A 20,854-nucleotide genomic window follows, 5' to 3' on the forward strand; every position below is an offset into this window, starting at 1 on the left:
CCGCGCGCGCTTTGTCCTAGAACGGCCCCGCCATGCCCAGACGTGCCGGCCGAGACCACCGTCCTGACCCGGGCCGAGCCCTGCTCGCCGCCGCCGCGCGGGAGGGGCGCTCCGCCCTCATGCCCCCGATCCTGCTCGGCCTCGCCGGGACGGGCTGCGGGGTCGCGCAGGCCTGGCTGCTCTCCTCGATCCTCTGCGGCCTGCTCGGGCTGGGCGGCGGGGGCTGGCCGGCCCTGGCTGGCGCGGCCGGGCTCGCCCTGCTGCAGATCGCCCTCGGCGTCGCGCAGGAAACCGCCGCTTCCCGCGCGGGGGAGGCCGCCCGGGCCACGCTGCGCCACCGCATCCTCTCCCGCCTCCTGGCCGAGACACCTTCTTCCCGCCCCGCCGGCGAGGGGGCGGCACTCGTGGTGGACCGGGTGGAGGCGATGGACGGCTACTTCGCCCGCTGGATCCCCGCCGCCGCCCTGGCCGTGACGGCGCCCCTCGTCGTCGCGCTCTGCGCGGCGGCGGTGGACACGCTCAGCGGCATCATCCTCCTCGCCGCCGGGCTGCTCGTGCCGATCGGCATGGCGGTTTCCGGCATCGGCGCCTCCGTCGCCAGCCGGCGCCAGTTCGACGCGTTGCAGCGCCTCTCCGGCCGCTTCCTCGACCGGATGCGCGGCCTCCCGACCCTCGTCCTCTTCCGCCGCCAGGACGCGGAGGCGCGCGCGCTCGACGCGGCGGCCCAGGAACTGCGCCGGCGGACGATGCGCGTGCTCCGCCTCGCCTTCCTCTCGACCGGCGCGCTGGAGCTGGTGGCGGCGGCGGTGCTCGGCTGCCTCGCCTGGCGGCACGGCATCCTCGCCGCGGCGGGGCACCCGGTGCCGCAGGCGGCGCTGTTCTGCCTCCTCCTCGTCCCCGGCTTCTTCGCCCCCTTCCGCGCCTTCTCCGTCGCCTATCACGAGCGCATGTCGGCCCAGGGCGCGGCCTCCGCCCTCGCCCCCATCCTCGACGGGCCCGAGCCCGCCGGGCTGAAGCTGGAGGAGGTGCCGCCGAGCGTGACGCTGGTGGTGGACCACCTCTCCCACCGCCCCGACCCCGCGCGCCCGATGGCGGTGGAGGACGTCTCCTTCCGCGTGCTGCCGGGCGAGACGCTGGTGCTCTCCGGCCCCAGCGGCGCGGGGAAGTCCACCATCCTGAAACTGCTGATGGGCTTCGCCGCGCCGGAGGCGGGCCGGATCGCGCTCAACGGGCGCGACGCCCTCGCCCTCCTGCCCGCCGAGCGGCGGCGCCTGATCGCCTACCTCCCGCAGCGCCCCGTGCTGCTCCGGGACACGATCCGCGAGAACATCCGCCTCGCCCGCCCCGAGGCGGATGACGCGGCCGTGGAGGCCGCCGCCGCTGCGGCCCAGGTCACCTCCTTCACCGCGGCGCTGCCGCAGGGGCTGGACACGCTCGTCGGCGAGGGCGGGCACGGCCTTTCCGGTGGGCAGAGGCTTCGCGTGGCCCTCGCCCGCGCCTTCCTGCGGGACGCGCCGCTGGTGCTGCTGGACGAGCCCACCGCCCATCTCGACCCCGCGACGGAGGCCCTCGTGCTTGACAGCCTGCGCCGCCTCTGCACCGGGCGCACCGCCGTCATCGCCAGCCACTCCGCCGCGCTCCGCGCCCGCTTCCCCCGGGTGCTGGAGCTGCGCGAGGGCCGGGTGGTGCCGCAGCGCCGGGCGGCCGCACCATGAGCGCCGCCCGCGACCTCGTCCGCGTCCTCGGCCTCTGGCGCGCGCGCGGCGGGTGGCTGACGCTCGGCGCGATCACCGCCGGCGCCTCGGCCCTGGCCGGCCTCGCCCTGCTGGCGCTCGCCGGGAACGGCGTGGCCCAGGGGCTGGCGACGGGCACGCTGGCCGCCGGTGCCGCCTCCCTCGTCCTGCTGCGCCCGCTGATCCTCATCCGCCCCCTGCTGCGCTGGGCGGAGCGGATGGCGACTCATGAGGCGACCTTCCGCGCCCTGGCCGACACCCGCACCTGGTTCTTCCGCCGCCTCGCCGAGCGCCTGCCGGCCGGGCCCGGCCTCACCCGCTCGGGCGACCTCCTCGGGCGGCTGGTGACGGATGTGGAATCGCTCGACGGCCTCTATCTCCGCGCCCTCGTGCCGATGGCGGCGGCGGGCGCGGTCGTGGTGGCGGTCGCGGCCATCCTCGGCTCGCTCTCCCCGGTGCTGGCGGCCATCGTTGCGGTCCCCCTCGCCCTCGCCCTCCTCCTGCCCGTGCTCGTCGCGCCCTTCGCGGGCCGGGCTGCCGCCGCCGCGGCCGGGGCGACCGGCACGCTGCGGGCCGAGGCGGTGGAGCCGCTGACCGCGCTGGAGGACATTCTCGCCGCGGGCGCCGGGCCGCGCGCCCTCGCCCGGGTGGAGGGGGCCGCCGAGGCGATGGACCGCGAGCGCCGCCGCCTCTCCCGCGCGGGCTCCCTCGGCGCGGCGACGGGGACGCTGCTCACCCAGGGGGCGCTGCTCGGCGCCCTCGCCTGGGGGCTCGCCGGCGGTGCCGCGGGGGCGGTGGTGGTCGCGCTCTTCCTCGTCCTCGCCGCGAGCGACGCGCTGGGCGCGCTCCCCCGCGCGGGCGCGGCCCTCGCCCTCGCGGGCGCCGGCGCCCGGCGGCTGCTGGAGGCGGCGGACACTCCCGTGCCCGTGCCGGACCCGCCCAGCCCCGCCACCCCCTCGGGCCACGCCATCGCGGTGCGCGGCCTCCGCTTCGCCTGGGGGCCGGACCGCGCGCCCGTCTTCGAGAACCTCTCCCTCGACCTGCCGGAAGGGGGGCGCATCGCCCTGCTCGGCCCTTCCGGGGCGGGCAAGTCCACCCTCGCCGCGCTGCTGCTGAAGCTCGCCGCCCCGCAGGAGGGGGTCATCACCCTCGGCGGCGTGGACTACGCCTCCCTCACCGCAGATGCCGTGCGCTCGCGCATCGCCTGCCTCACCCAGGAGGCGACGCTGTTCGACGACACCGTCGCCGCCAATCTCCGCCTCGCCGCGCCGGACGCGCCGGAGGCCGCGCTCTGGGAGGCGCTGGAGCGCGCCCGCATCGCCGAGCTCGTCCGCGCCCTGCCCGAGGGGCTGGAGACGCGCTGCGGGGAGGCCGGGGCGCGCTTCTCCGGCGGACAGGCGCGGCGCATCGCCCTCGCCCGTGCGCTGCTCTCCCCGGCCTCCGTCATCATCCTCGACGAGCCGACGGCGGGGCTGGACGCCGCGACCGAGCGCGCCTTCTTGGAGACTCTGGACACGGCGCTCGGCGGGCGCAGCGCCATCCTCATCACCCACCGGCTGATCGGGGTGGAGCGCCCGACCCGCATCCTCCGCCTCGCCGGCGGTCAGGCCCTGCCGGCCATGTCGTGAGCCCGTGCCGCGAGAGGCGCGCTCGTTGCGCGAGCGTGCCCTGCCGCAGGGCGCCCGGCTGCCCCATCTGATCGGCTGCCCATGCCCCGCCCCGACAGCGCCTCCCCGTCCCGCACCGCCGGGGCGGGATGCCCGCCCGCCTCCATCAGGACCACCCTCCGCGCCGTGACCCGCGCATGACCCCGACCACCGATCCCCGCGCCGTCCTGCACGACGTCTTTGGCTTCACCGATTTCCGCGGCCGCCAGGCCGAGATCGTGGCGCATGTCACGGCCGGCGGCTCCGGCCTCGTGCTGATGCCGACGGGCGGCGGCAAGTCGCTCTGCTACCAGGTGCCGGCGCTGTGCCGGCCGGGGCTCGGCGTCGTCGTCTCGCCGCTCATCGCGCTGATGGAGGATCAGGTCGCCGCGCTGCGCCAGCAGGGCGTGGCCGCCGCCGCCCTTCATTCCGGGCTCGACGAGGAGGAACGACGGCAGGTCTCGCTCGACCTCGCCAATGGCCGGCTGAAGCTCCTCTACGTCTCGCCCGAGCGCCTGGCACTGGAGGGCACGGCGGAGCGGCTGGCGCGGCGCGACCTCGCCCTCTTCGCCGTGGACGAGGCGCACTGCATCTCCGCCTGGGGCCACAACTTCCGCCCGGAATACCGGATGTTGACCATGCTGGCGGAGCGCTTCCCCGAGGTGCCGCGCGTGGCCCTCACCGCCACCGCCGACGCCCGCACCGTGGACGACATCCGCGAGCGCCTGTCGCTGACCGAGGCCCCCGTCTTCCGCGGCTCCTTCGACCGGCCCAACATCCGCATCGAGGTCGCCCCGCGCGACAACGCCACCGCCCAGATCGCCGCCTTCATGGAGGAGGCCGATGACGGGCGCGGCGCCGGCATCATCTACTGCCCTAGCCGCGCGGAGACCGAGCGCACCGCCGCCCGCCTCCGCCGCGACGGCTACGACGCCCTGCATTACCACGCCGGCATGGACGCGGCCGACCGGCGCGCGGCCGAGCGCCGCTTCTCCTCCGGCGACCCGGTGGTGATGGCGGCGACCATCGCCTTCGGCATGGGCATCGACCGGCCCGACGTGCGCTGGGTCGCCCACCACGCCCTGCCCGGCGGCCCCGAGTCCTGGTACCAGGAGATCGGCCGCGCGGGGCGCGACGGCGCCGCGGCCCGGGCCCTGCTGCTCTACGGCGCCGAAGACATCGCGATCGCCCGCCGCCGCATCGCCGAGAGCCCCGCCGCGGACGCGCAGAAGCGCCTGGACCACGAGCGGCTGGACCGGCTCGTCGCCATCGTGGAGAGCGCCACCTGCCGCCGGCGCCTGCTGCTGCGCTGCTTCGGCGACGACCTCCCGCAGGACTGCGGCAACTGCGACGCCTGCCTCCGCCCGCCGCGGCTGGTGGACGCCACCGAGGCCGCGCGCAAGCTCCTCTCCGCCGTCCACCGCACGGGCGGGCGCTTCGGCCTGGGGCATGTGGTGGACGTGCTCAGGGGCAAGGATACCGACAAGGTCGGCTCCTTCGGGCACGACAAGCTCTCCGTCTTCGGCATCGGGCGGGACGTGGCGGAGGGTGCCTGGAAGAACATCGCCCGCCACCTGCTGGCCCATGGCGCGCTCGAGATGGCGAGCGAGACGAACCTGCCGATCTACCAGGCGACCGAGGCCGCGCGCCCGATCCTGCGCGGGGAGCAGCCCGTGATGCTGCAGGAGGCGGCGCTGCGCGAGGCCGCCCGCGCCCCGCGCCGCTCCCGCGCGCAACGCCCCGGCCGCCCGGCCCCGCCTATCGGCGGCGGGGAGGACAGCGCCTTCGAGGCGCTGCGGGCCTGGCGGAAGGAGGCGGCGACGCGGCAGTCCGTCCCGGCCTATGTCATCTTCCCCGACCGGACGCTGGCCGACATCGCCGCCCAGCGGCCGCGCACGCTGGACGACCTCGCCGAAGTCCATGGGGTCGGAGCCTCGAAGCTCGACCGCTACGGGCTGGATGTGCTGCGCGTGCTGCGCGACGCGGGCTGACGGCCCCGGGAAGGAAACCGTATGAGCCCACCCATTAAATGAGAATGCCCGACCCGATAAGGCATTGATTTAACGCATTCTCTTGCGGAGCTTAAACAAGAAAGCGTCCACCCAATTCACCGGAATCAGTAAGAGGTGAATGGAAAGGTCGTGCTTGTACGTATGCGGTTAGCTTTTCGAAGGGCGCGCGGCCAACTCGACTATCGCCGGTAGGTGCTAGCTCCCGCATCAAGGGCACGCCGTACCTCTGACGCCCGCAGCCCCATGTCACCCGCCTGACGGTCTGGAACCGCGTAGGTGCTCCAAAATCCTTGGAGCACCCCAGCGTCGAACCGGATTGTCGAGCCAATACGCCGTAGTCTCGGCAGTGGTCCTACCATCACTAAGGCGAATAAAATTGGGTCGCGCAACGATAGTTCCGTTGCCGCCGTCTCAAGGCTCACCCCACCTCACACGACGCTGTTCCGCGAAGCAGATAATAAGCCTGCGTGGCATCAAAGACAAAGCGGCGAAGATCGTTTCGAGAGCGATCAACTGTGTAGCCACGAACCCGTCCCTCAACCAACCCGCTAATGATGTCAGCGAAGGATAGTGGTGGCACCCGCCCATTGGAGCAATGCCGATAAAGCGCATCGAAGTCGAGCGCATGTGGTGGGCGGATTGAGGTCGCCTGGGATGCGATTTCCCAGAACAATCCTTCGACTTCAGCCCGGTCGACCGCTTTCCAACGGGAGGCCAGCGGGTTGTAGTCGTACACGGTCAGGAAGCCGTAAGCTGCCAAGCCATCCACCTTGCTTCCTCGTACGCCACGTAGTCCGAGCATCCGGTTGGCCTCAGCGGCGCCAATAAGGCGGGGAAGGAGTCTGGCCAGCGCTTCCACGTCGGACCGTCGCAACAGATAACCGGTGGCCCGGAGTTGCTCAATCCGCGGCAGCCCCCGCCACAAGGCGCTCCGCCGCAAACGGCGCCATTGTCTCGTTGAAAGGGACAGCATCTTCTGGGCCTCGCTCGCGGTTACGAAATCCGCGAGGGTCTCAGCGACGCAGAGGAATGAAGGCAAGATTTGTGATGGAACCCCATCAACATTGAGGAGATGGTCGCGGTACGCGGCTCGCAGCCAAGGTCCGTAAGCGGCCTTGCCGCACTTGGCGATGAACCGATGAAGGTAGCCGTACTGCCTCTGGAAGCCGCGTCGCTCTCCCCTCACTCGCCTCAACCTGATGGCGAGATCGCTGAAGCTTGCTGGCCAGCCGACCGCTACGCGCACCCCGGCGTCGAGCACCATCGGGTCCAGGCTCATGCTCTTGCCCCGTAGCCCGTGAGGGTTCCCCTGCGCGAGCACGATGTCCGTGCGGCCTAGGAAGCACAAAAGTTCCACCAAATCCTTCAGCGGCAGCGACCGGAACGGCTCTGGCAGCGGGGAGCCGTGATCGCGAATTCCGAGCCGGTCGTAGACGGCAGCCGCACCGAGGCAGCCATGACTGACCGGCCGGACATCGACCGTTCGCAAGTCCTGCCCACAAGCACAGGACGTGATCGACAGACGGCGCCACCGGAGGAACGTCTTGCAGCCCGGGCAGCGGTCAATCAAAGGCTTACCATGTCGTGGGCATAGACTTGGAATAAGCAGGTCCCAAACCCGACGGTGATAGGGCTCCTCTCTGAGGCAATCCGGGCAAAGCCGCATGTGTTGCTTGACCACCATGGCCGCCGGGACGCGTTCACCGAGAACCCAGGTCTGCCCGGACACCTCGAAGCCCATCCGTTCGAGCACCCCTGGGTCCAGGTCCAGGAGCCCGGCGGCAGCCGCAGGCGATGCACTTAGGGCCGCCCTGCCCTCCTCCGGTAGGTCAAGCCACCAGAGCATCTGGGTAACCGTGCAAAGGTTCGCCTGAGCAAGCCTAGCAATCAGCCCAAGGGCGCTCTCATCGGCATGTGGTTGCACGAGCAAGGGCTGTGCCTTCACGGCTTTACCCTCTTGCGAAGCCTGGTCACACGGGACGTGTCCGGCTCGGTAAGTGGCGGAAGCCGGGGCACCGAGAAGGCGTTGAACCACCCGGGATCGGGCTGAGCGAGGGCGGCGTGCGCCAGGGCCAGCAAATGGGTATCAATCCTGTCGGCACCACGCCGGGTGCCAAGCTCGATGGTTTTCAGAAACAGCTTAAATAGCTGCCGGAAGATGCCTCCGGTCGCTCTCTCAAACCTCTCCAGAATGCCGTCGTCTAGGAGGTCCCCACGCTTCGGGAAGTCCGACGCCCGCTCGAAAGACTCGACGACCACGCGCAGTCGGCCCCAGCCGTCCGCCTCGGTCCAGACGAGCGGCGTCAGTACGGAGTCGCCGTACCGACGGTCCTCGAGTTGAACGTTCCCGAAAATCCTTCGAGCAGCTTCAGTGCCGTTGAAGACGACCGGGACCTTAGCTTCGTCAAGGATGTGAGCCTTGATAAAGTCGGCGAACCAGTACGATGCACCGGCTGTCTCAGCCTTCTTATCGAAGACCTGCTGCACCTCCTCCATCAGGATAATCTTCGTGCGGCGCAGTTGAAGAAAATGCTGCACCCGCGCAATCATCGTTCCCACGTCATGGCGATCTGACAAATCCTCGGTGCCGAGCGCCTTCAGAAAGGTTCCCAGCATGCGCTTGTTGGTGAACGGGGTGGGTACCTTCATCAGCACGGCGGGCCTTGCGCCGGTTTGGGGGTCCGGTAGTGCCCACGCTTGCCGCATGATTTCGGTGAACACCTGCGTCTTGCCGACGCCAGGTGGGCCGGACAGCAATTGGCAGAGGGCGTCGCCGTTCGGCAGGTAGCCGTTATCGCGAAGGTCCTCGATGTTAAGGATCGCGGTTTTGAATTCGTCTGAGCGGAAGAAGACGCGTTTGAGGCGCGCGATCCGTCGCGCCTCTTCGGCACGACACTGCCCGCGGTCGTCAGTCATCGAGCCCCTCCACCTCGATACCACTTTTCCGAGCGCGGTCAGGCAGGCTCTCCTCCGGCTGCGACGCCAGGGTGGGCCTGTCCGCTGAAGGCTTCACCTCAAGCTTCTTCTCCTCTGAGGGCAGCCCATCGTCCTGCTGCGCCCCGCGGGCACCATCTTGGTCCGCATCCGGTTGCAGAAGGTCAACGACGGACCGGCCGTCCCCTTCGTACTCGAGTTCGACGGCGCGATGGACCTTCCACCAGGAACCCTTGGAGCCGAGACCGTTGAGGCGCGCCGCCTTCATGCGACCGCTGGCGTGCGGGTTACCCAGGATTTCGTCCATTGAGCGCTGAAGAGCATCGCGCGCCACGCAGAGATCCTTCACGGAGACATACTTGCGCATGCGCTCGAGAGCTAACCGGCGAATCAACCTGTGCTGTGCAAGCGTAAGCCCCCGGGTGTACTCGGGCTCTTGGGATTGGAGTTTCTCGTAGCGGCCGGTGGCCGGGTCGAGGACCCAAATGAACTCCAGGTCCGTCGGATCCATACGGATCTTGAGTGTCATCTTTCTCGGTGACCCGGGTCGGGTTCTGATGAGTTCAAGGATGCGGTGATCATGCCGATCGTTGTAGTGCAGCCCTAGTAGTTCAATTCCCTTGTTTGAGGGCACGCGCCAGAAGACATAGGCGAGCAGCGCGTCCAGGGAGGCAATATCGAGCGGGGCGCGGACTTCCCACTCCGCGGTATGCTCACGCCAAAGCCGGTCGGGTACATCGTTGATGCCCCTGTGGTGGCTTCGGTTATAGACCGTCACAACGTAGCGGTGTGCGAGCTCGTCGACATCTTCCAAAGTCGCACAAGCCATCCGCTCAGCCGCATAGTCGCCCCGGTCATCAGGGCTGTTGCCGGTCGCACCCGGGATCCGGCGAATGAAACCAGTTTCCAAGGTTCCGAACCAGCGCTCGATAACCGCCTTCCACTCGGGCGTGTCCGGTTTCGTCCAGAACAGGGTGAAACCAAGTTCCGCGGCGGCCTCTTTGAGGAAGTCGGCCTTGTTCTCGAAGGCGTTGTCGAGGACCACCATGACCGGAACGCCCCAGCATGGCCAATCGGCGCCGAGTTGCGGCCACTTTGACGAGACGTAGAGCTTAGGTGCGATCGCATTTCTGAGGCAGCCCGCGATCGTTAGGGATGATGGCGGCTCAAGGTGAACATGGAAGCCAACGATGCAGCGCGTGCAGCGGTCGACGGCAACGGTGATCCAAGGACGACCGAGGGGAGCGCCCGTCCGCCCATCAATGATGATCAAGTCGATGCGGTGCGCGTCGACCTCGTAGACCTCACCGGGCCTAGCAGGAACGGGAGCCACCCCGCTGGCACCGAACGCGAGGTCGGCCGCCCGTTTGCCATGTCTCGCCTTGAGCACGGCATAAGGCGAGAGCTTCCTAACCCAGCGGCGGACGGTCTCTTGGCAGGGAGCTTGGTTGTCCGGAATGCCTCGCCGCCTGCACTCTCCAACGACAGCGTCATGGACTGTAGCCACGAAGTGCCGTTGGGGAGTCAAATAGCAAAATAAAATCTTGTCTCGGACAATATCAGCAACGACCGCTTCAAGCCGGGCCTTTTTATTTCCTCGGTTATGCTCCGCAAAGACAAGATAGCGAATATCTTTGCCTCCGGTGAGGGTCCAGATGAGTTTCCAGTAATAAGCGGTAGATTGTCCTGGCACAGGTTCGCGGAAGCCTTCTCCTTTCTCCTGAGCCTCTGCACGTCGCCTCAGATGAACAGCCTTGATGACATCCCGCGCTTTGTGCGGGCAACCCAGCCTGGTATTCTCTTGTAGCGCGGCAGCGTAATCCCGCCGCATCCACGCCTGTTGTTTGATCTGCTCGGGCATGGAGGAAAACTCCATACGCAAGAGATGGTGGCGGGAGACCGGAATCGCAGAATGCGGCGGAAAGGAAAGCTCGCCACTCGTCAACTTCAAGGTAAGATCGCGGTCCTCGTACCAGACCTCCGCGCCGTCGCTCTTCCTAGTGAACTTCTTGCGGCCAGGTTCGCGCCTAACGAATTCGTAACAGTCAGCGCCGATTTGGACACGATCCCCGAAGGAGAGGCGAAAACCCGTCATGCTTCGCCTCCCCGGCGTGTTACTGCCACCTCGGTCGCCGAGGTGATCGGGCCACAGCCCAAGCGCTCGAGCTCCCCTTGTGCCACGAGCCCTAACAAGCTTTCCCGGCCAACTCCCGAAGACCGTTCCAAATTATCGAGACGCGCCGGTCCACCTCGGAGCAGGTCGCTCACCTTGAGTTTGGCTGCGTCATCGAGCGCCAGATGAAGATTTCCAAGCAATAGCACCGCATCGCTGGCCCGCGGCTTCGAGCGGACAGCGGCGAACGGGATTTCTACCAGCGGCGCTTCTGAATAGTTGCAATGAGTTCTGGCAAGGTCAGCAACGCGCTTCTGGCGGTCCGAGCGTGGGAAGCCCAGGGGAGATAACTCCACCGTTGCTCGGAAGCCTTCCGCAGTCACTGCCAAGCTGGGAACGAAAGCCAGCCACTCCGGGCCGTCGGCCAGCATGATGAGTTCGGGATGTACGGCGAAGGACTTCACCTCCGGCGCTGTCTCAAGGAGCGCCATGAGCCTGAATTCATCCATTGTCCAAAAGGGCAGTTGACCGCATTTGCGGCTCGAAAACAGGCCTCGCGGGTTGTCCCGCGGCTTCTCGGCGTAGGAAGGCGCACAGAGCCACCCTGGCCTCCGCTGCCTGTTGAATGCACCTGACGATGGCATAGGAATCCTGCTCCGCCCGCTTGTGGTGGAAATTGATTGCTTGATGCTGGATAATGCTGCGAGGCTTCCGTGCGTCGAATTTCCCAGGCAACCCAGTCATCGGATCCGCAAGGGATCGCGGCAGCCCGATTAAGTCAAATATTATCTATGGGTGACTTTTGACAACATAACAAAGGATTATATAAGGAGTTTGAAGCATTGCTGATGCCCGCCTGAAGGTTTCTAAGGTCTTCCAGCGTGGTTCTCACCGTTTTAGATCACGGATTAGTGATGAGTGCTGGGCCGGTCCCGGGCCGTGACCACACCATTCACGAGCTTTGCGAGGTGCCGTAAGGATCCACCGCGCCAAACGCTCGCCACGGCAGCGAACTCCACCACGTCCAGCGGCGACGCCCATCGAGGGTCGAGACCACGTTCGACTGCTGAAGCGACAAGAAGGCGGTGTGCCAATGCGCTGAGATGTTCCGCGCCAGGGTTCGGAAATCGCAGGATTCTGAACCGGTCCCGCAGCGGCGCCGGAACCCCATCCAGGTCGTTGGCCGTCGCCAGCCAGACCACATTCTCCATGTTGACCGGCGCCTCGAGGTAGGGGTCGCGCCAGCACCGCGCTGTCCGCTTTTCAAGCATCGCTAGTAAGGCGTCGGGCAGACTACCGTTGGTCCGCGAGGTTCCTGCCTTCTCGATTTCGTCCAGGATGACGACTGGACTGGCGTGCCGGTGATTCCTCATCATCCCGGTCGGCAGCGCCGGGCCGCCGGTATTCCACCGTCGTGCCGTCCCCGCGAGAGCGGCATCCGACACGCCACCGCAGCCGTAGACCTCCATCGGCAGATCCAAGAGTTCCGCAAGCCGCATGGCGAAGGTTGTCTTGCCGCAGCCAGGTGGTCCGACCAGCAGCACCGGCCTGAAGGCGACGTGTGACCGGCCGACGAGGTCCTGGAGGATGGCGTCACAGACCTCCGCCGCGTGCGGGAACTCGTGCAGGAGAGCCTCCCGAAGACCCGCCGAGTCAGGCACTGGCTCCAGCGGAAGCGGCAGGTTCAGCAGATCTCTGAACTCCAGCAGCACTCGCTGGCCCGCCGGGGTCTGCGTGTTGCCGACCTCGGTGAACACCACGGCCGCGAGTGCGCCGGTTTCGGCATCTACTTCGGCATGCGGCTCGCCGTCTTCCTCCGGCTCGTCCTCCACCGGCATGAAAGGACGGATCATGCTCGGCGCTCGCCTGCGACGGTGAGGATCGGCCTCTTGGTGGCCATCTTTTTGTAGCAGCGCTTCCCTGTTGGTCAGCATCTTGAGGAGCATCTGCTCGCCCGGGCCGTCGGGATCCAAAGCGGATGCCAGGAACCCCGCGGCACCCTCGCGGGACCACCGCTCGGGCAACGTCGTTTGGCCGTTGGCCGCCAGCAGCCAAGCAATGGCGGCCGTGGCATAGCCAACGGCATCCTCCTTGCCGATGCCGGGCGAGTAGGCGAGCGCCACCGCATGGGCGGCGACCTTGTGAACCGATGCGTGCACGCCGGTCAGGGCAGCGTAGAGGTGGCACCGCACTCCCACCTCCATCGCCGCCAGCCTTGCCTGCGGGCTGTCGCGCTGAAGGTCCTCAAAAGCCTTGGCGGCGATGAGATAGTCCTGGGGCTCCGGGAGGTGAGTGAGCTCGCTCAGGGCGAAGAGCAGCGGGTGAGCGGGCGGGTCGTTGCCGTCCAAGCGGTCGAGCGCCTTCGCTGCGAACTGCGCCGCGTCGGAACGGACGTCCTCCTTGAACAGCGCGCAGCCGCGAAGGAGGTCGTTCAGCATGGGCAGGTGGCGTCCCTCCGCCGCGGCCTTGGAGAGCGTGTCCAGCCGCTGCATGGGGCCAAGGGCGGCACGCACCACCGGGCGGCCAGGAGAGCTATCGTCGGCGTGGCTCATCGGCCCGCCTCGCGCGCCAGGCTGCTCGCCAGGCGCATGGACGCGCCGCCGTCATCGCGGCGGCCACAGAGAGTGTTCATGAGGGTGCGACCCTGCGTTCGAGTGGATTTACCCACCTCCCGCCCCAGGGGGGCGGGAGGTGGGGGGAACGGAAGAGCCAGGCCTCTAGCTGTCAGCGGTGGTCCGCTGACGGTCTCAGGCCTGCGCCATCCGCCCTGTCCGTATTCGCAGGGTCTCGGTGAGGACGATCGCCCGCAGCGCTCCGACGAGGGCTGTTGCAGCGGCTCTGGAAGCCGAGATGGCGGGGCGATCCGTCATAGAGGAGAACGTATGCAGAACAGTGTAGGGTCGTCAACGACGAAATGCGATTCGCGAAGACCGCCGTTGAGGTGAGGAGGTGGGCAGGCTCACCGGAAAGTCCGGAACCTTCGCAGGCTCGTTGCAGGGCGCGAAATGTAAGCGATATGCCGGGTGACTTCAGCGCGATTTGTAGGGGAAATGGCCAAAACAGGACGGCTAGTCAGAGGCTTGCAGAAGCTGAATCGCGCGGGCGCGTGAAGGGAAAGAATCTAGCGATCACGGCCGCGCTGGCCGACAATGGCGCGTCGCCCGTCAGGGATCTGCACAATGAGCTATGGCCCGCCACCGGACACGACTGAGTACGAGTCCGCGCTTGAGACGCGTGCCGGAGGCAACCTGTCTGTTGAGGACGTCGGGCATCTTCTGGGCATCACCCGTCAGGAGGTCGACGAGCGGCGCCGGGAGCGTTCTCTCCTGGCTATCCACCACGAGGATGGATGGGTCTATCCGCGCGCGCAGTTCGTCGGGTCGGCAACGGTCCCCTGCCTGGCGCTGGTTGTGGAGGGACTAGAGACGTGCGGCCCCTGGGTGACGCTCGAGTTCCTTGTCACACCTGACGATGCTCTGGGCGGCCTTTCACCGAAGGAGGCGCTGCTGCGAGGGGGCGAGATGCGTGATCGTGTCCAAAGCCTCGTGCGGGGCTGGAGCGAGGGGGAAGGTTTCGCTTGAGCGTATGGACGACCAATACGCGTCCATTCAAATCGGTGCACGCGCCGGTCGACAGCCCGGTGCTCGTGGGAAGCACTTGGCTGTAACCAGCCCTCCGAAACGAGTTTCAGACAGATTTCTAGTGGAGCACGATCGGCTCTAGGCTTGAGTGGGCGGGCAGAGGGCTGGCGGCGGATGGCAAACGTGATGGCAAAAGCACTTCTTCTGATGCAGGCGGCCGGTGGTGTAGCGAGTGACCTGCCCGACCACTACAGCGAGCGAAAGGAGCGGGCGAAAAAGGAAGCTGGAGCCGACTTTGCTGCGGTGTCTGGAGCCGGTGAGTAGAGTAGGCAGCACCGCTGCGGCCTATCGAATGTGGTCGCAGCGCTTGGAGTCTAGGATTTGATCGAAAGCGAGCGGTTCCCAGCTTGTATAAACCGTAATCGTTGCTCGCCAACGCTTGCCTGCGAAAGGTAACCCACCGGTTTTGTTTTCAAATGGCTTGGGGGGCTTGGGCGTGTCATCGAAAATTGAAGTAATACAAGAAATCCTTTCGCTTGTAATGAGCGCGGTTCACCTGAATGAGGCACGACAAAGCGCGATCTTTGAGCGACTAACGCATCAACGTGCGGGTGAGATGCTCCAGGATTGGCCTGAAGATTATCAGAAAATAGAACATATCCGGCGGCCACTCGCTTTGGCCGAAGCTCGGGTGCGGGATTTGGTTGGAGTGAGACACCCGACCGGTGACACTTTTGTCCCAAACGTAGCGAGTGATATAAAGATACCCTTTTCGCCGCTCTTGGAAGAGGGTGTGCGTGAGATGCTGATAGAACGCACGCACCGGCGGCTAAATGCGTCGTGGAGCTATGTCGACGTGGTATCTTGGGAACGGCTCATCCGTCCTAAAGACACGCCATTCTTATTCCAGTTATGCTTACCGCTCGGGAAACCACACAAGCGTCATATGGTCATTGCGGAAGAACACAACAAAAGCGGCGTTCACTTCCACTATTCCAAGCTCGATGGAAAACGATCAGATGTTCTTTTTTCTTTTGGAGAAGATCCGCCTGATCCTCATCATCCAATCAAGTGGGAGCGACATGCCACTGGAAAAGCTAAATTTTGGCCCATCCCTGATGAATGGAACTTGAAGAAGCGGGTGAACATCAATCAAGTCTGTTGTGCCGCTCGAAACGATTTACCTTCCACAATGCGCTTCTTCAAGCCAAGTAAGGAGGCCCGATTTTTGCTGCCGATGTGATTGACACGCTGCATGGCGGTCACGCTGGCCGAATGAGACTTTCTAAGTCGTATGTGTAGACGAATTGAGTGTCTGCCACGGGCGCAAAAATTCAATTGAAGTCGTTGGTCAGCTTAGGCTGCTGTCCACCCCACCCAGCGGTGAGTTCCGCCATGCGGGCTACCACGGCGTCCGCTCCTTTGCCGCCGCGCCTGCACGCAAAGCAAAAGCGCAAAGAGAACCAATCGGCATCTGTGTTATCGATAAGACGCAGTTTGGGACTGGACTCTTCTCAAGATCACTACACGCAGATACGAACGACATCCGTATGAAAACGAGGTCGAATTGCCAAGTGGCAAGGTGGACGTGCTGTCTATCTGACTGAGGCGGTGAGGCCCTTATGAGCAAGTGGCCGGACATTTCCAAACCAACTCGCATTGGGATTGCTCGAGTGCTCGGTGCCATGTTGTCCGGGCGACAGGTGTAGCAGCAAGTGCCTGATAGCACTGCGTACAGTCGGGGTGCTTACCAGAGCCCCTGCCGATCACCCATCATGAAGTCGGGGCTGCACACGCTCCCACCGTTCACCGCCGCTTCTTCGACGTCCTCGGCCTCTTGGGCGTGCCGCCGGTCAGCGCTGACGTCCAGAAGTCAGCAACCTGCTTGTTGCCCTGACGGGCCGCGGCGGCCTGCTGGCCCTTGGCCTGGCCGCTCATAATGCCGCGGGCGATTCCAGCCCAGGCATTGGCGCCGCTCAGCATCATGCTCAGAAACGGGTTCTTCTTACTCCACGGATCGGCCATAAGGACTCCTAGTCTGCGCGTCCCCAGGACGGAGGACGAGGCCCTCCTTAAATCGATTGCGTGAGCAGGAGTTGCCCGACGTTATACCCGCCGGACACCGAGTAGCCTCGTTGGCCTCGTACCATGCTCGGCATCCTGGTCTACCTGCACTACCAGATCGCCATCCGCTCCTTCGCCCTCATCCACGAGGTGCGGAAGATGGTCAGCAACATCCTCCACGTCGAGGACGGCCAGCGCGGTGAGGCGGATAATGACAGGCACGTCTACGCCGCCATCGGCAACTTCACGACCTCGGCGGGCGCGAAGCTGGGCGCCATCGGTGCGCGGCCGAGGCAGGCGAACACCAACAACGGCGGCAAGGGTTCGGATGCCAAGGCCGAGACGACGGATGCAGGCGTCCCAGATGATGGCAAGGGCAAGAACCTGGCTGTCTCGGAAAAGAACTTCGATGCGGCCAACGAGCGGGGTTCGATCCTGCCCACAGACCCCCAGCAATCTGGTGGGGAGCCTCCGGCTGGAGGTGGGGAGCCTCCGGCTGGGGGAGGATCCGCCGCAGGCGACAATCCTCCGAAATCATAGGGCCACAACGCCAAATAAAAGGACGGGGGCCAGAAGCCCCCGTCCTTCGTTTACCTGGGCAAGAGGAAGCTCTTAGTCCACCCGGTACTTCGCAGGCTCTTGGACGTTGTGAGCACGAAGGGTGGCGTCGAAAGCCTCCTCGAAAGCTATTCGACCGATAGTTTTGATATCGCCATCCTTATAACGCTTCCCCGAATCCACCATGGCGGAGCAATCGGGAGCCGCAGCCTTCATGGCATCAAGCTGGGCCCTGAATCCCGCCGTCGTCGCCTTCTGGACAAGAAGGTCCCACTTTGCGGTCTTCGCTTCAGCCTGGAGCGCCGCGACGCGGGCAAGCGCATCTTCGGCGATCTTCTTGTTGCTGAGGGCGATGTCCTCAGCCCGCTTGGCCCGGGCCTCCCACCCCTCGGCGATCCGGGCGTTGTAGGCGGCCACCTCCGCGTTGGACTCGGCGAGAGCGGCGTTCTGGTTCGCGATGGCCGCATTCTGGTACATCGCGGCCTGAAATATGTTCCTGCTGTTGTCGTGGTCGAACACGGCACCTGCTCCGCTCATCGCCCGGGATGGGCCACTGGCGGAACAATAGGCCAAACGTGTTTCAATTTCGATACTGCAAGAAGTTGCTCGTGGTCGTCGGTCGTTGACGGCGGGTAGCAGCCTCATTCAGGTCCACTCGCTGACCGTGGCGACACGTGCGATGCAGGTCGCCGCAGGTTACCCCCGAATCGTCCATTACCGGCGCCCAGTATGCGCCCTCTGCGGATGCGGCGTGGCCACCGGGCAGGTGCATCCGCTCAGCGAGAACAGCCCCGGCCCGATAATTATCTCTCCCCATCCACCACCTGTCGGAGAGCCCTCCTCCGCCAGCCCGCAACCGAAAAGGGGTGCCGCGGCAAGCCTCGGTTCCGAGTCGAGGCGGCCTTGAGGCAGTCCCGCCCCGATCAGACGTCATCTTGCAACAGCATCGATGTTCACCTAACGTTCCCGATGTCGAACCCTGGAGATGCCGGTGACCCCGCATCGGACCCCCTCTGCGCGCCTGCGAATAGCGAGCGGCCCCGCCGCCCCGCCATCCCGCACTCACGCCCATAGGGTTCAGCATGCCCGATCCCCATCAGAACTCCGACGAATCGGAGTTCGAGATCCACGTCAGACGGCTCGGTGACGATCCGGACTCCGATGACCCCTACCGCAGGGTAGACCCCGCGCAGGCCGCGTCCCTCATGGCGCTCCGGCGCGCTCTCGCCGCCCGTCAGATCGACGCGGCCAAGGTCCAGGGCGCGGTCGTCCTGGAAGTGCCGAGCGCCGACTGGGTAGAGCCCGTCAGCAGCGCCTGGCGCGACATGGTGGGCGCACCCAGCAGGCGGACGTCACGGAGCAGGCTGGGCGACATGGAGGTTCGCGAGGGCGAGTGGCTGGTCTTCGACGCCACCGGCTCTAACCGTCGTCACCAGCCCGCCTACGAGAACGAGCAGATCTCGGTCAGCCTGTGGCAGGGCCAGAACCTTCTCGGCGTTTCCCAGGCACCCGACCGCCACCTGCCGCCCGACCTCCTCCATGCCGCCGATCTGCGCCTCGTTGTGGAGCCGCTGGACGCCGAGGGCCTCCGCCTGGTCGCCCAATCGGTGACGGACGGCCAGGCGACGGCCCTGCCTCCGGCAGAGGTCTGCGCCCTGATCTCGCCGGTGACCCTGCGGCTGGCGCGCCGCCTGGACCAATCGGCCGATGACTTCCTGGAGCGCGCCGCCCGGATCGCCACCGGCGGCAAGAAGGCGGCGGTCGGACCGGGCACGTCCCTCGACAGCCTTCCCGGGATGGACGAGGCCGTGGCCTGGGGGCGCGACCTGGCCCGCGATCTCCGGGAGTACGGCGCCGGTCGGCTGGCTTGGCGGGACGTCGACCGCGGCTGCTTGCTGGCTGGGCCACCCGGCACCGGCAAGACGACCTTCGCCAGGGCCCTGGCAGCCACCTGCGGCGTGCCGCTGGTCGCCGCCTCCTACGCGCGCTGGCAGTCGACGAAGGAAGGCCATCTCGGCGACCTACTCCGCGCCATGGCGGCCTCCTTCGACGAGGCCCGCAAGGCCGCGCCCTGCATCATGTTCATCGACGAGATGGACAGCCTGCACACGCGGGCGACCACCGGCCAGCACGGCGACTGGTGGGCGGCCGTCATCGGCGGCCTGCTGGAGCACCTGGACGGCCTTGGCAACCGCGAAGGGGTCGTTGTGGTCGGTGCCACCAACCATCCCGACATCATGGACCCGGCCATCCTGCGGGCGGGCCGCCTGGATCGCACCATCACCATCCCGCTGCCCGACCGGCAAGCGCTGGTCGCCATCTTCAGGGTTCATCTAGGGGACGATCTGGCAGGCGCTGACCTCTCGCAGGCGGCCCTGTTCGCGCAGGGCGGCACGGGGGCGGACTGCGAGAAATGGGCCCGCGGGGCCCGGCGACGGGCACGCGGTAGCGGACGCCCGATGCTGCTGGACGACCTGCTGGCGGAGATCCGCGGCGGCGACGGAGCCCGTCCGGTTAGCGACCGGCAAATCCCGGCCGTCCACGAGGCCGGGCACGCGCTGGTGCAGGTGCTCGAGCAGCCGGGCAGCCTGCAATACGTCTCCGTCCGCGAGGACGCTCAGAGTGACGGGCACACTGCCGTCGCCACGCCGAGCGGGGAGCTCACCGAGGTCTGGCTCGGCACGCATCTGCGGCGCTTGCTGGCCGGGCGCGCCGCCGAGGAGGTGGTGCTCGGCGAGGCGACGGGCGGCTCCGGAGGTCCTGTCCATAGCGACCTGGGCCGCGCGACACGGCTGGCGCTCAACGCCGAGACGGCCATGGGCATGTCGGCGCGGCCGCTGCTCTGGCTCGGCCTCTGGGACGAGCGCGAGCTCGCCAGCCTGCTGCTGTCGCGGCCAGACCTAGCGCGGCGGGTCGACGAGCGCCTCAACGCCGCCTACGCGGAGGTTTGCGGCCTATTGCGGGAGCATCGGGCCGTCCTGGATACCCTGGTCGCGGCGCTCCTCGACCGGGAGGTGCTGACCGGCGCCGAGGTCGAGGCGATCGTGGAAGCGGGGCGCCGAGCATGAGGAGCAAAGCCGACCTGCTGGCGCATCAGCGCGCGTACCTGGACGACATCTTCAGCCTCACCGAGGGCGAGGAGGAGGTGCGTCGCGGTTTCGAGGAGATGGCGGCCGACACGATCGACGCACTCCTGGCGGCAGATACCCCGCCGATGGCACCTTTCTACATCAACCCGTCGAGCGCCTTCTGCTGGTCATGGACGAAGTGGCAGCACCACCTGGTTGCCCCCGAGCTCGTCGCGCGCTGGATGCAATGGAAGGCGGACTACCCGGCCTTGCAAGCGCGCAATCCCAGGCTGGATTTACACGACGCCCTGGGCTGGTGCTCGGAGACGCACGACGCTGCCAGTTGGCCCTACGGCTGGGAGCGCCGGATCTACGACTGGGTGGTCTCGGGCGACTTTGCCGCCCGTCCCTTCAGCGACGGCATGCGGATTGTGACGCCGGAGTTCTACGCGCGCCTGCGCCGCCTCCAGACCACCGTCGATGGCTGGCTGGTCTGGTCCGAGGAGGCCGGACGTGTCGTCCATGTCCCCGGGAACGAATGGAGGCGCGGGGCATGATCCCTGATGAGCCCACCCGATGCGAAACGGAGAAGCCGATGATCCCAGCAATGCAGCCGATACCGGGAGCAGATGACCTGCTGACGCATCTGCGGTCCTTCTGCTTTCCATGGCGGGCTCTCACCATCGCCATCGACGGGCGGAACGGCGCGGGCAAGTCGTCGCTGGCGCGCTACCTCGCGTGGCAGCTTGGCATGCCGGTCCTGGAGACGGACCTCTGGCTCTCCTCAATGTCTCCCGTGACCCACCGGATCGGCGACCTCGGGGAGATGGTTCAGTCTCGGCATCGACAGGGTCGGCCGGTCATCATCGAGGGCATCATGATGCTGCGGACGCTGGAGCTCATCGGCGTGCAGCCAGACTACTTCATCGTCGTCACCAACGAGGCGGAGGCCGAACCTGAGGACGATGACGAAGACAGGGGGGCGCCGCAGTGCCTGTCCGAGGAGGTCGACGCCTACCTGAGAGAGCGCCAGCCCGCGAAGCGCGCCGACTTCCGTCTGACCTGGCGCGAGCCTGAGGTGCGGATGAGCGTCACGGACGGCACCGCGGACATCGATTTGAGGTAAGGGTCGAGGGAGGGGCTAC

The 20,854-nt window shown here is 66.5% G+C and carries 16 protein-coding genes; 9 read left to right on the plus strand and 7 right to left on the minus strand.

The annotated features are described in order from the left end of the window. Positions 1 to 32 precede the first annotated feature (32 nt). From cydD to recQ, 3 genes are all read left to right on the plus strand, one after another. The gene (cydD, locus tag FHS87_RS07935) at positions 33 to 1,715 is read left to right on the plus strand and encodes a thiol reductant ABC exporter subunit CydD (RefSeq protein WP_184515992.1); all 1,683 of its coding nucleotides are present in this window, start codon (positions 33 to 35) and stop codon (positions 1,713 to 1,715) included. Further along, positions 1,712 to 3,361 (plus strand): thiol reductant ABC exporter subunit CydC, encoded by a 1,650-nt coding sequence (cydC, locus tag FHS87_RS07940; protein WP_184515995.1) that lies wholly within the window; start codon positions 1,712 to 1,714, stop codon positions 3,359 to 3,361. The genes cydD and cydC overlap by 4 nt, the downstream gene beginning before the upstream one ends. Positions 3,362 to 3,537: 176 nt before the next feature. Then, positions 3,538 to 5,370 carry a DNA helicase RecQ gene (recQ, locus tag FHS87_RS07945; protein WP_184515998.1) on the plus strand — a complete coding sequence of 611 codons (1,833 nt, stop codon included), beginning with the start codon at positions 3,538 to 3,540 and terminating at the stop codon, positions 5,368 to 5,370. 439 nt (positions 5,371 to 5,809) lie between these two features. Here the strand turns inward: recQ and FHS87_RS07950 are convergent, their stop codons facing one another. From FHS87_RS07950 to FHS87_RS07970, 5 genes are all read right to left on the minus strand, one after another. After that, on the minus strand, positions 5,810 to 7,336 hold the full coding sequence (locus FHS87_RS07950) for a TniQ family protein (RefSeq protein WP_184516001.1): 1,527 nt from the start codon (positions 7,334 to 7,336) through the stop codon (positions 5,810 to 5,812). Next, positions 7,333 to 8,307, minus strand: coding sequence for an ATP-binding protein (locus FHS87_RS07955; protein WP_184516004.1), 975 nt, complete (start codon positions 8,305 to 8,307; stop codon positions 7,333 to 7,335). The genes FHS87_RS07950 and FHS87_RS07955 overlap by 4 nt, the downstream gene beginning before the upstream one ends. Then, positions 8,300 to 10,420, minus strand: coding sequence for a DDE-type integrase/transposase/recombinase (locus FHS87_RS07960; RefSeq protein WP_184516007.1), 2,121 nt, complete (start codon positions 10,418 to 10,420; stop codon positions 8,300 to 8,302). Before FHS87_RS07960 ends, FHS87_RS07955 begins: the two co-directional genes overlap by 8 nt. Next, complete coding sequence (locus tag FHS87_RS07965; RefSeq protein ID WP_184516010.1) at positions 10,417 to 10,929, minus strand: hypothetical protein; 513 nt, start codon at positions 10,927 to 10,929, stop codon at positions 10,417 to 10,419. The genes FHS87_RS07960 and FHS87_RS07965 overlap by 4 nt, the downstream gene beginning before the upstream one ends. Positions 10,930 to 11,346: 417 nt before the next feature. Further along, positions 11,347 to 12,990 carry an AAA family ATPase gene (locus FHS87_RS07970; protein ID WP_184516013.1) on the minus strand — a complete coding sequence of 548 codons (1,644 nt, stop codon included), beginning with the start codon at positions 12,988 to 12,990 and terminating at the stop codon, positions 11,347 to 11,349. 627 nt (positions 12,991 to 13,617) lie between these two features. On the opposite strand from FHS87_RS07970, the gene FHS87_RS07975 reads away from it, so the two are divergent. Next, on the plus strand, positions 13,618 to 14,019 hold the full coding sequence (locus tag FHS87_RS07975; RefSeq protein ID WP_184516016.1) for a hypothetical protein: 402 nt from the start codon (positions 13,618 to 13,620) through the stop codon (positions 14,017 to 14,019). 496 nt (positions 14,020 to 14,515) lie between these two features. Next, entirely contained in the window at positions 14,516 to 15,262 is a 747-nt protein-coding gene (locus FHS87_RS07980; protein ID WP_184516019.1) for a hypothetical protein, read from the plus strand. Positions 15,263 to 15,825: 563 nt separating this feature from the next. Here the strand turns inward: FHS87_RS07980 and FHS87_RS07985 are convergent. Continuing rightward, positions 15,826 to 16,044, minus strand: a complete 219-nt coding sequence (locus tag FHS87_RS07985) for a hypothetical protein (protein WP_184516022.1) — start codon at positions 16,042 to 16,044, stop codon at positions 15,826 to 15,828. Between the two features lie 123 nt (positions 16,045 to 16,167). On the opposite strand from FHS87_RS07985, the gene FHS87_RS07990 reads away from it, so the two are divergent. Next, complete coding sequence (locus tag FHS87_RS07990; RefSeq protein WP_184516024.1) at positions 16,168 to 16,623, plus strand: hypothetical protein; 456 nt, start codon at positions 16,168 to 16,170, stop codon at positions 16,621 to 16,623. A 72-nt stretch (positions 16,624 to 16,695) separates the two neighbouring features. Here FHS87_RS07990 and FHS87_RS07995 read toward each other — a convergent pair whose 3' ends face one another. After that, positions 16,696 to 17,160: a hypothetical protein gene (locus FHS87_RS07995; protein WP_184516027.1), complete on the minus strand. Its 465-nt coding sequence runs from the start codon at positions 17,158 to 17,160 to the stop codon at positions 16,696 to 16,698. Positions 17,161 to 17,723: 563 nt separating this feature from the next. Here FHS87_RS07995 and FHS87_RS08000 point away from each other — a divergent pair. The 3 genes from FHS87_RS08000 to FHS87_RS08010 are packed head-to-tail and all read left to right on the plus strand — an operon-like array spanning position 17,724 to position 20,835. Next, positions 17,724 to 19,709, plus strand: a complete 1,986-nt coding sequence (locus FHS87_RS08000; RefSeq protein ID WP_184516030.1) for an AAA family ATPase — start codon at positions 17,724 to 17,726, stop codon at positions 19,707 to 19,709. After that, entirely contained in the window at positions 19,706 to 20,266 is a 561-nt protein-coding gene (locus FHS87_RS08005; protein WP_184516032.1) for a hypothetical protein, read from the plus strand. The genes FHS87_RS08000 and FHS87_RS08005 overlap by 4 nt, the downstream gene beginning before the upstream one ends. After that, entirely contained in the window at positions 20,263 to 20,835 is a 573-nt protein-coding gene (locus tag FHS87_RS08010) for an ATP-binding protein (protein WP_184516048.1), read from the plus strand. The genes FHS87_RS08005 and FHS87_RS08010 overlap by 4 nt, the downstream gene beginning before the upstream one ends. The last annotated feature ends 19 nt before the right edge of the window (positions 20,836 to 20,854 follow it).

The organism is Muricoccus pecuniae, from assembly GCF_014199205.1.
GTDB lineage: Bacteria > Pseudomonadota > Alphaproteobacteria > Acetobacterales > Acetobacteraceae > Roseomonas > Roseomonas pecuniae.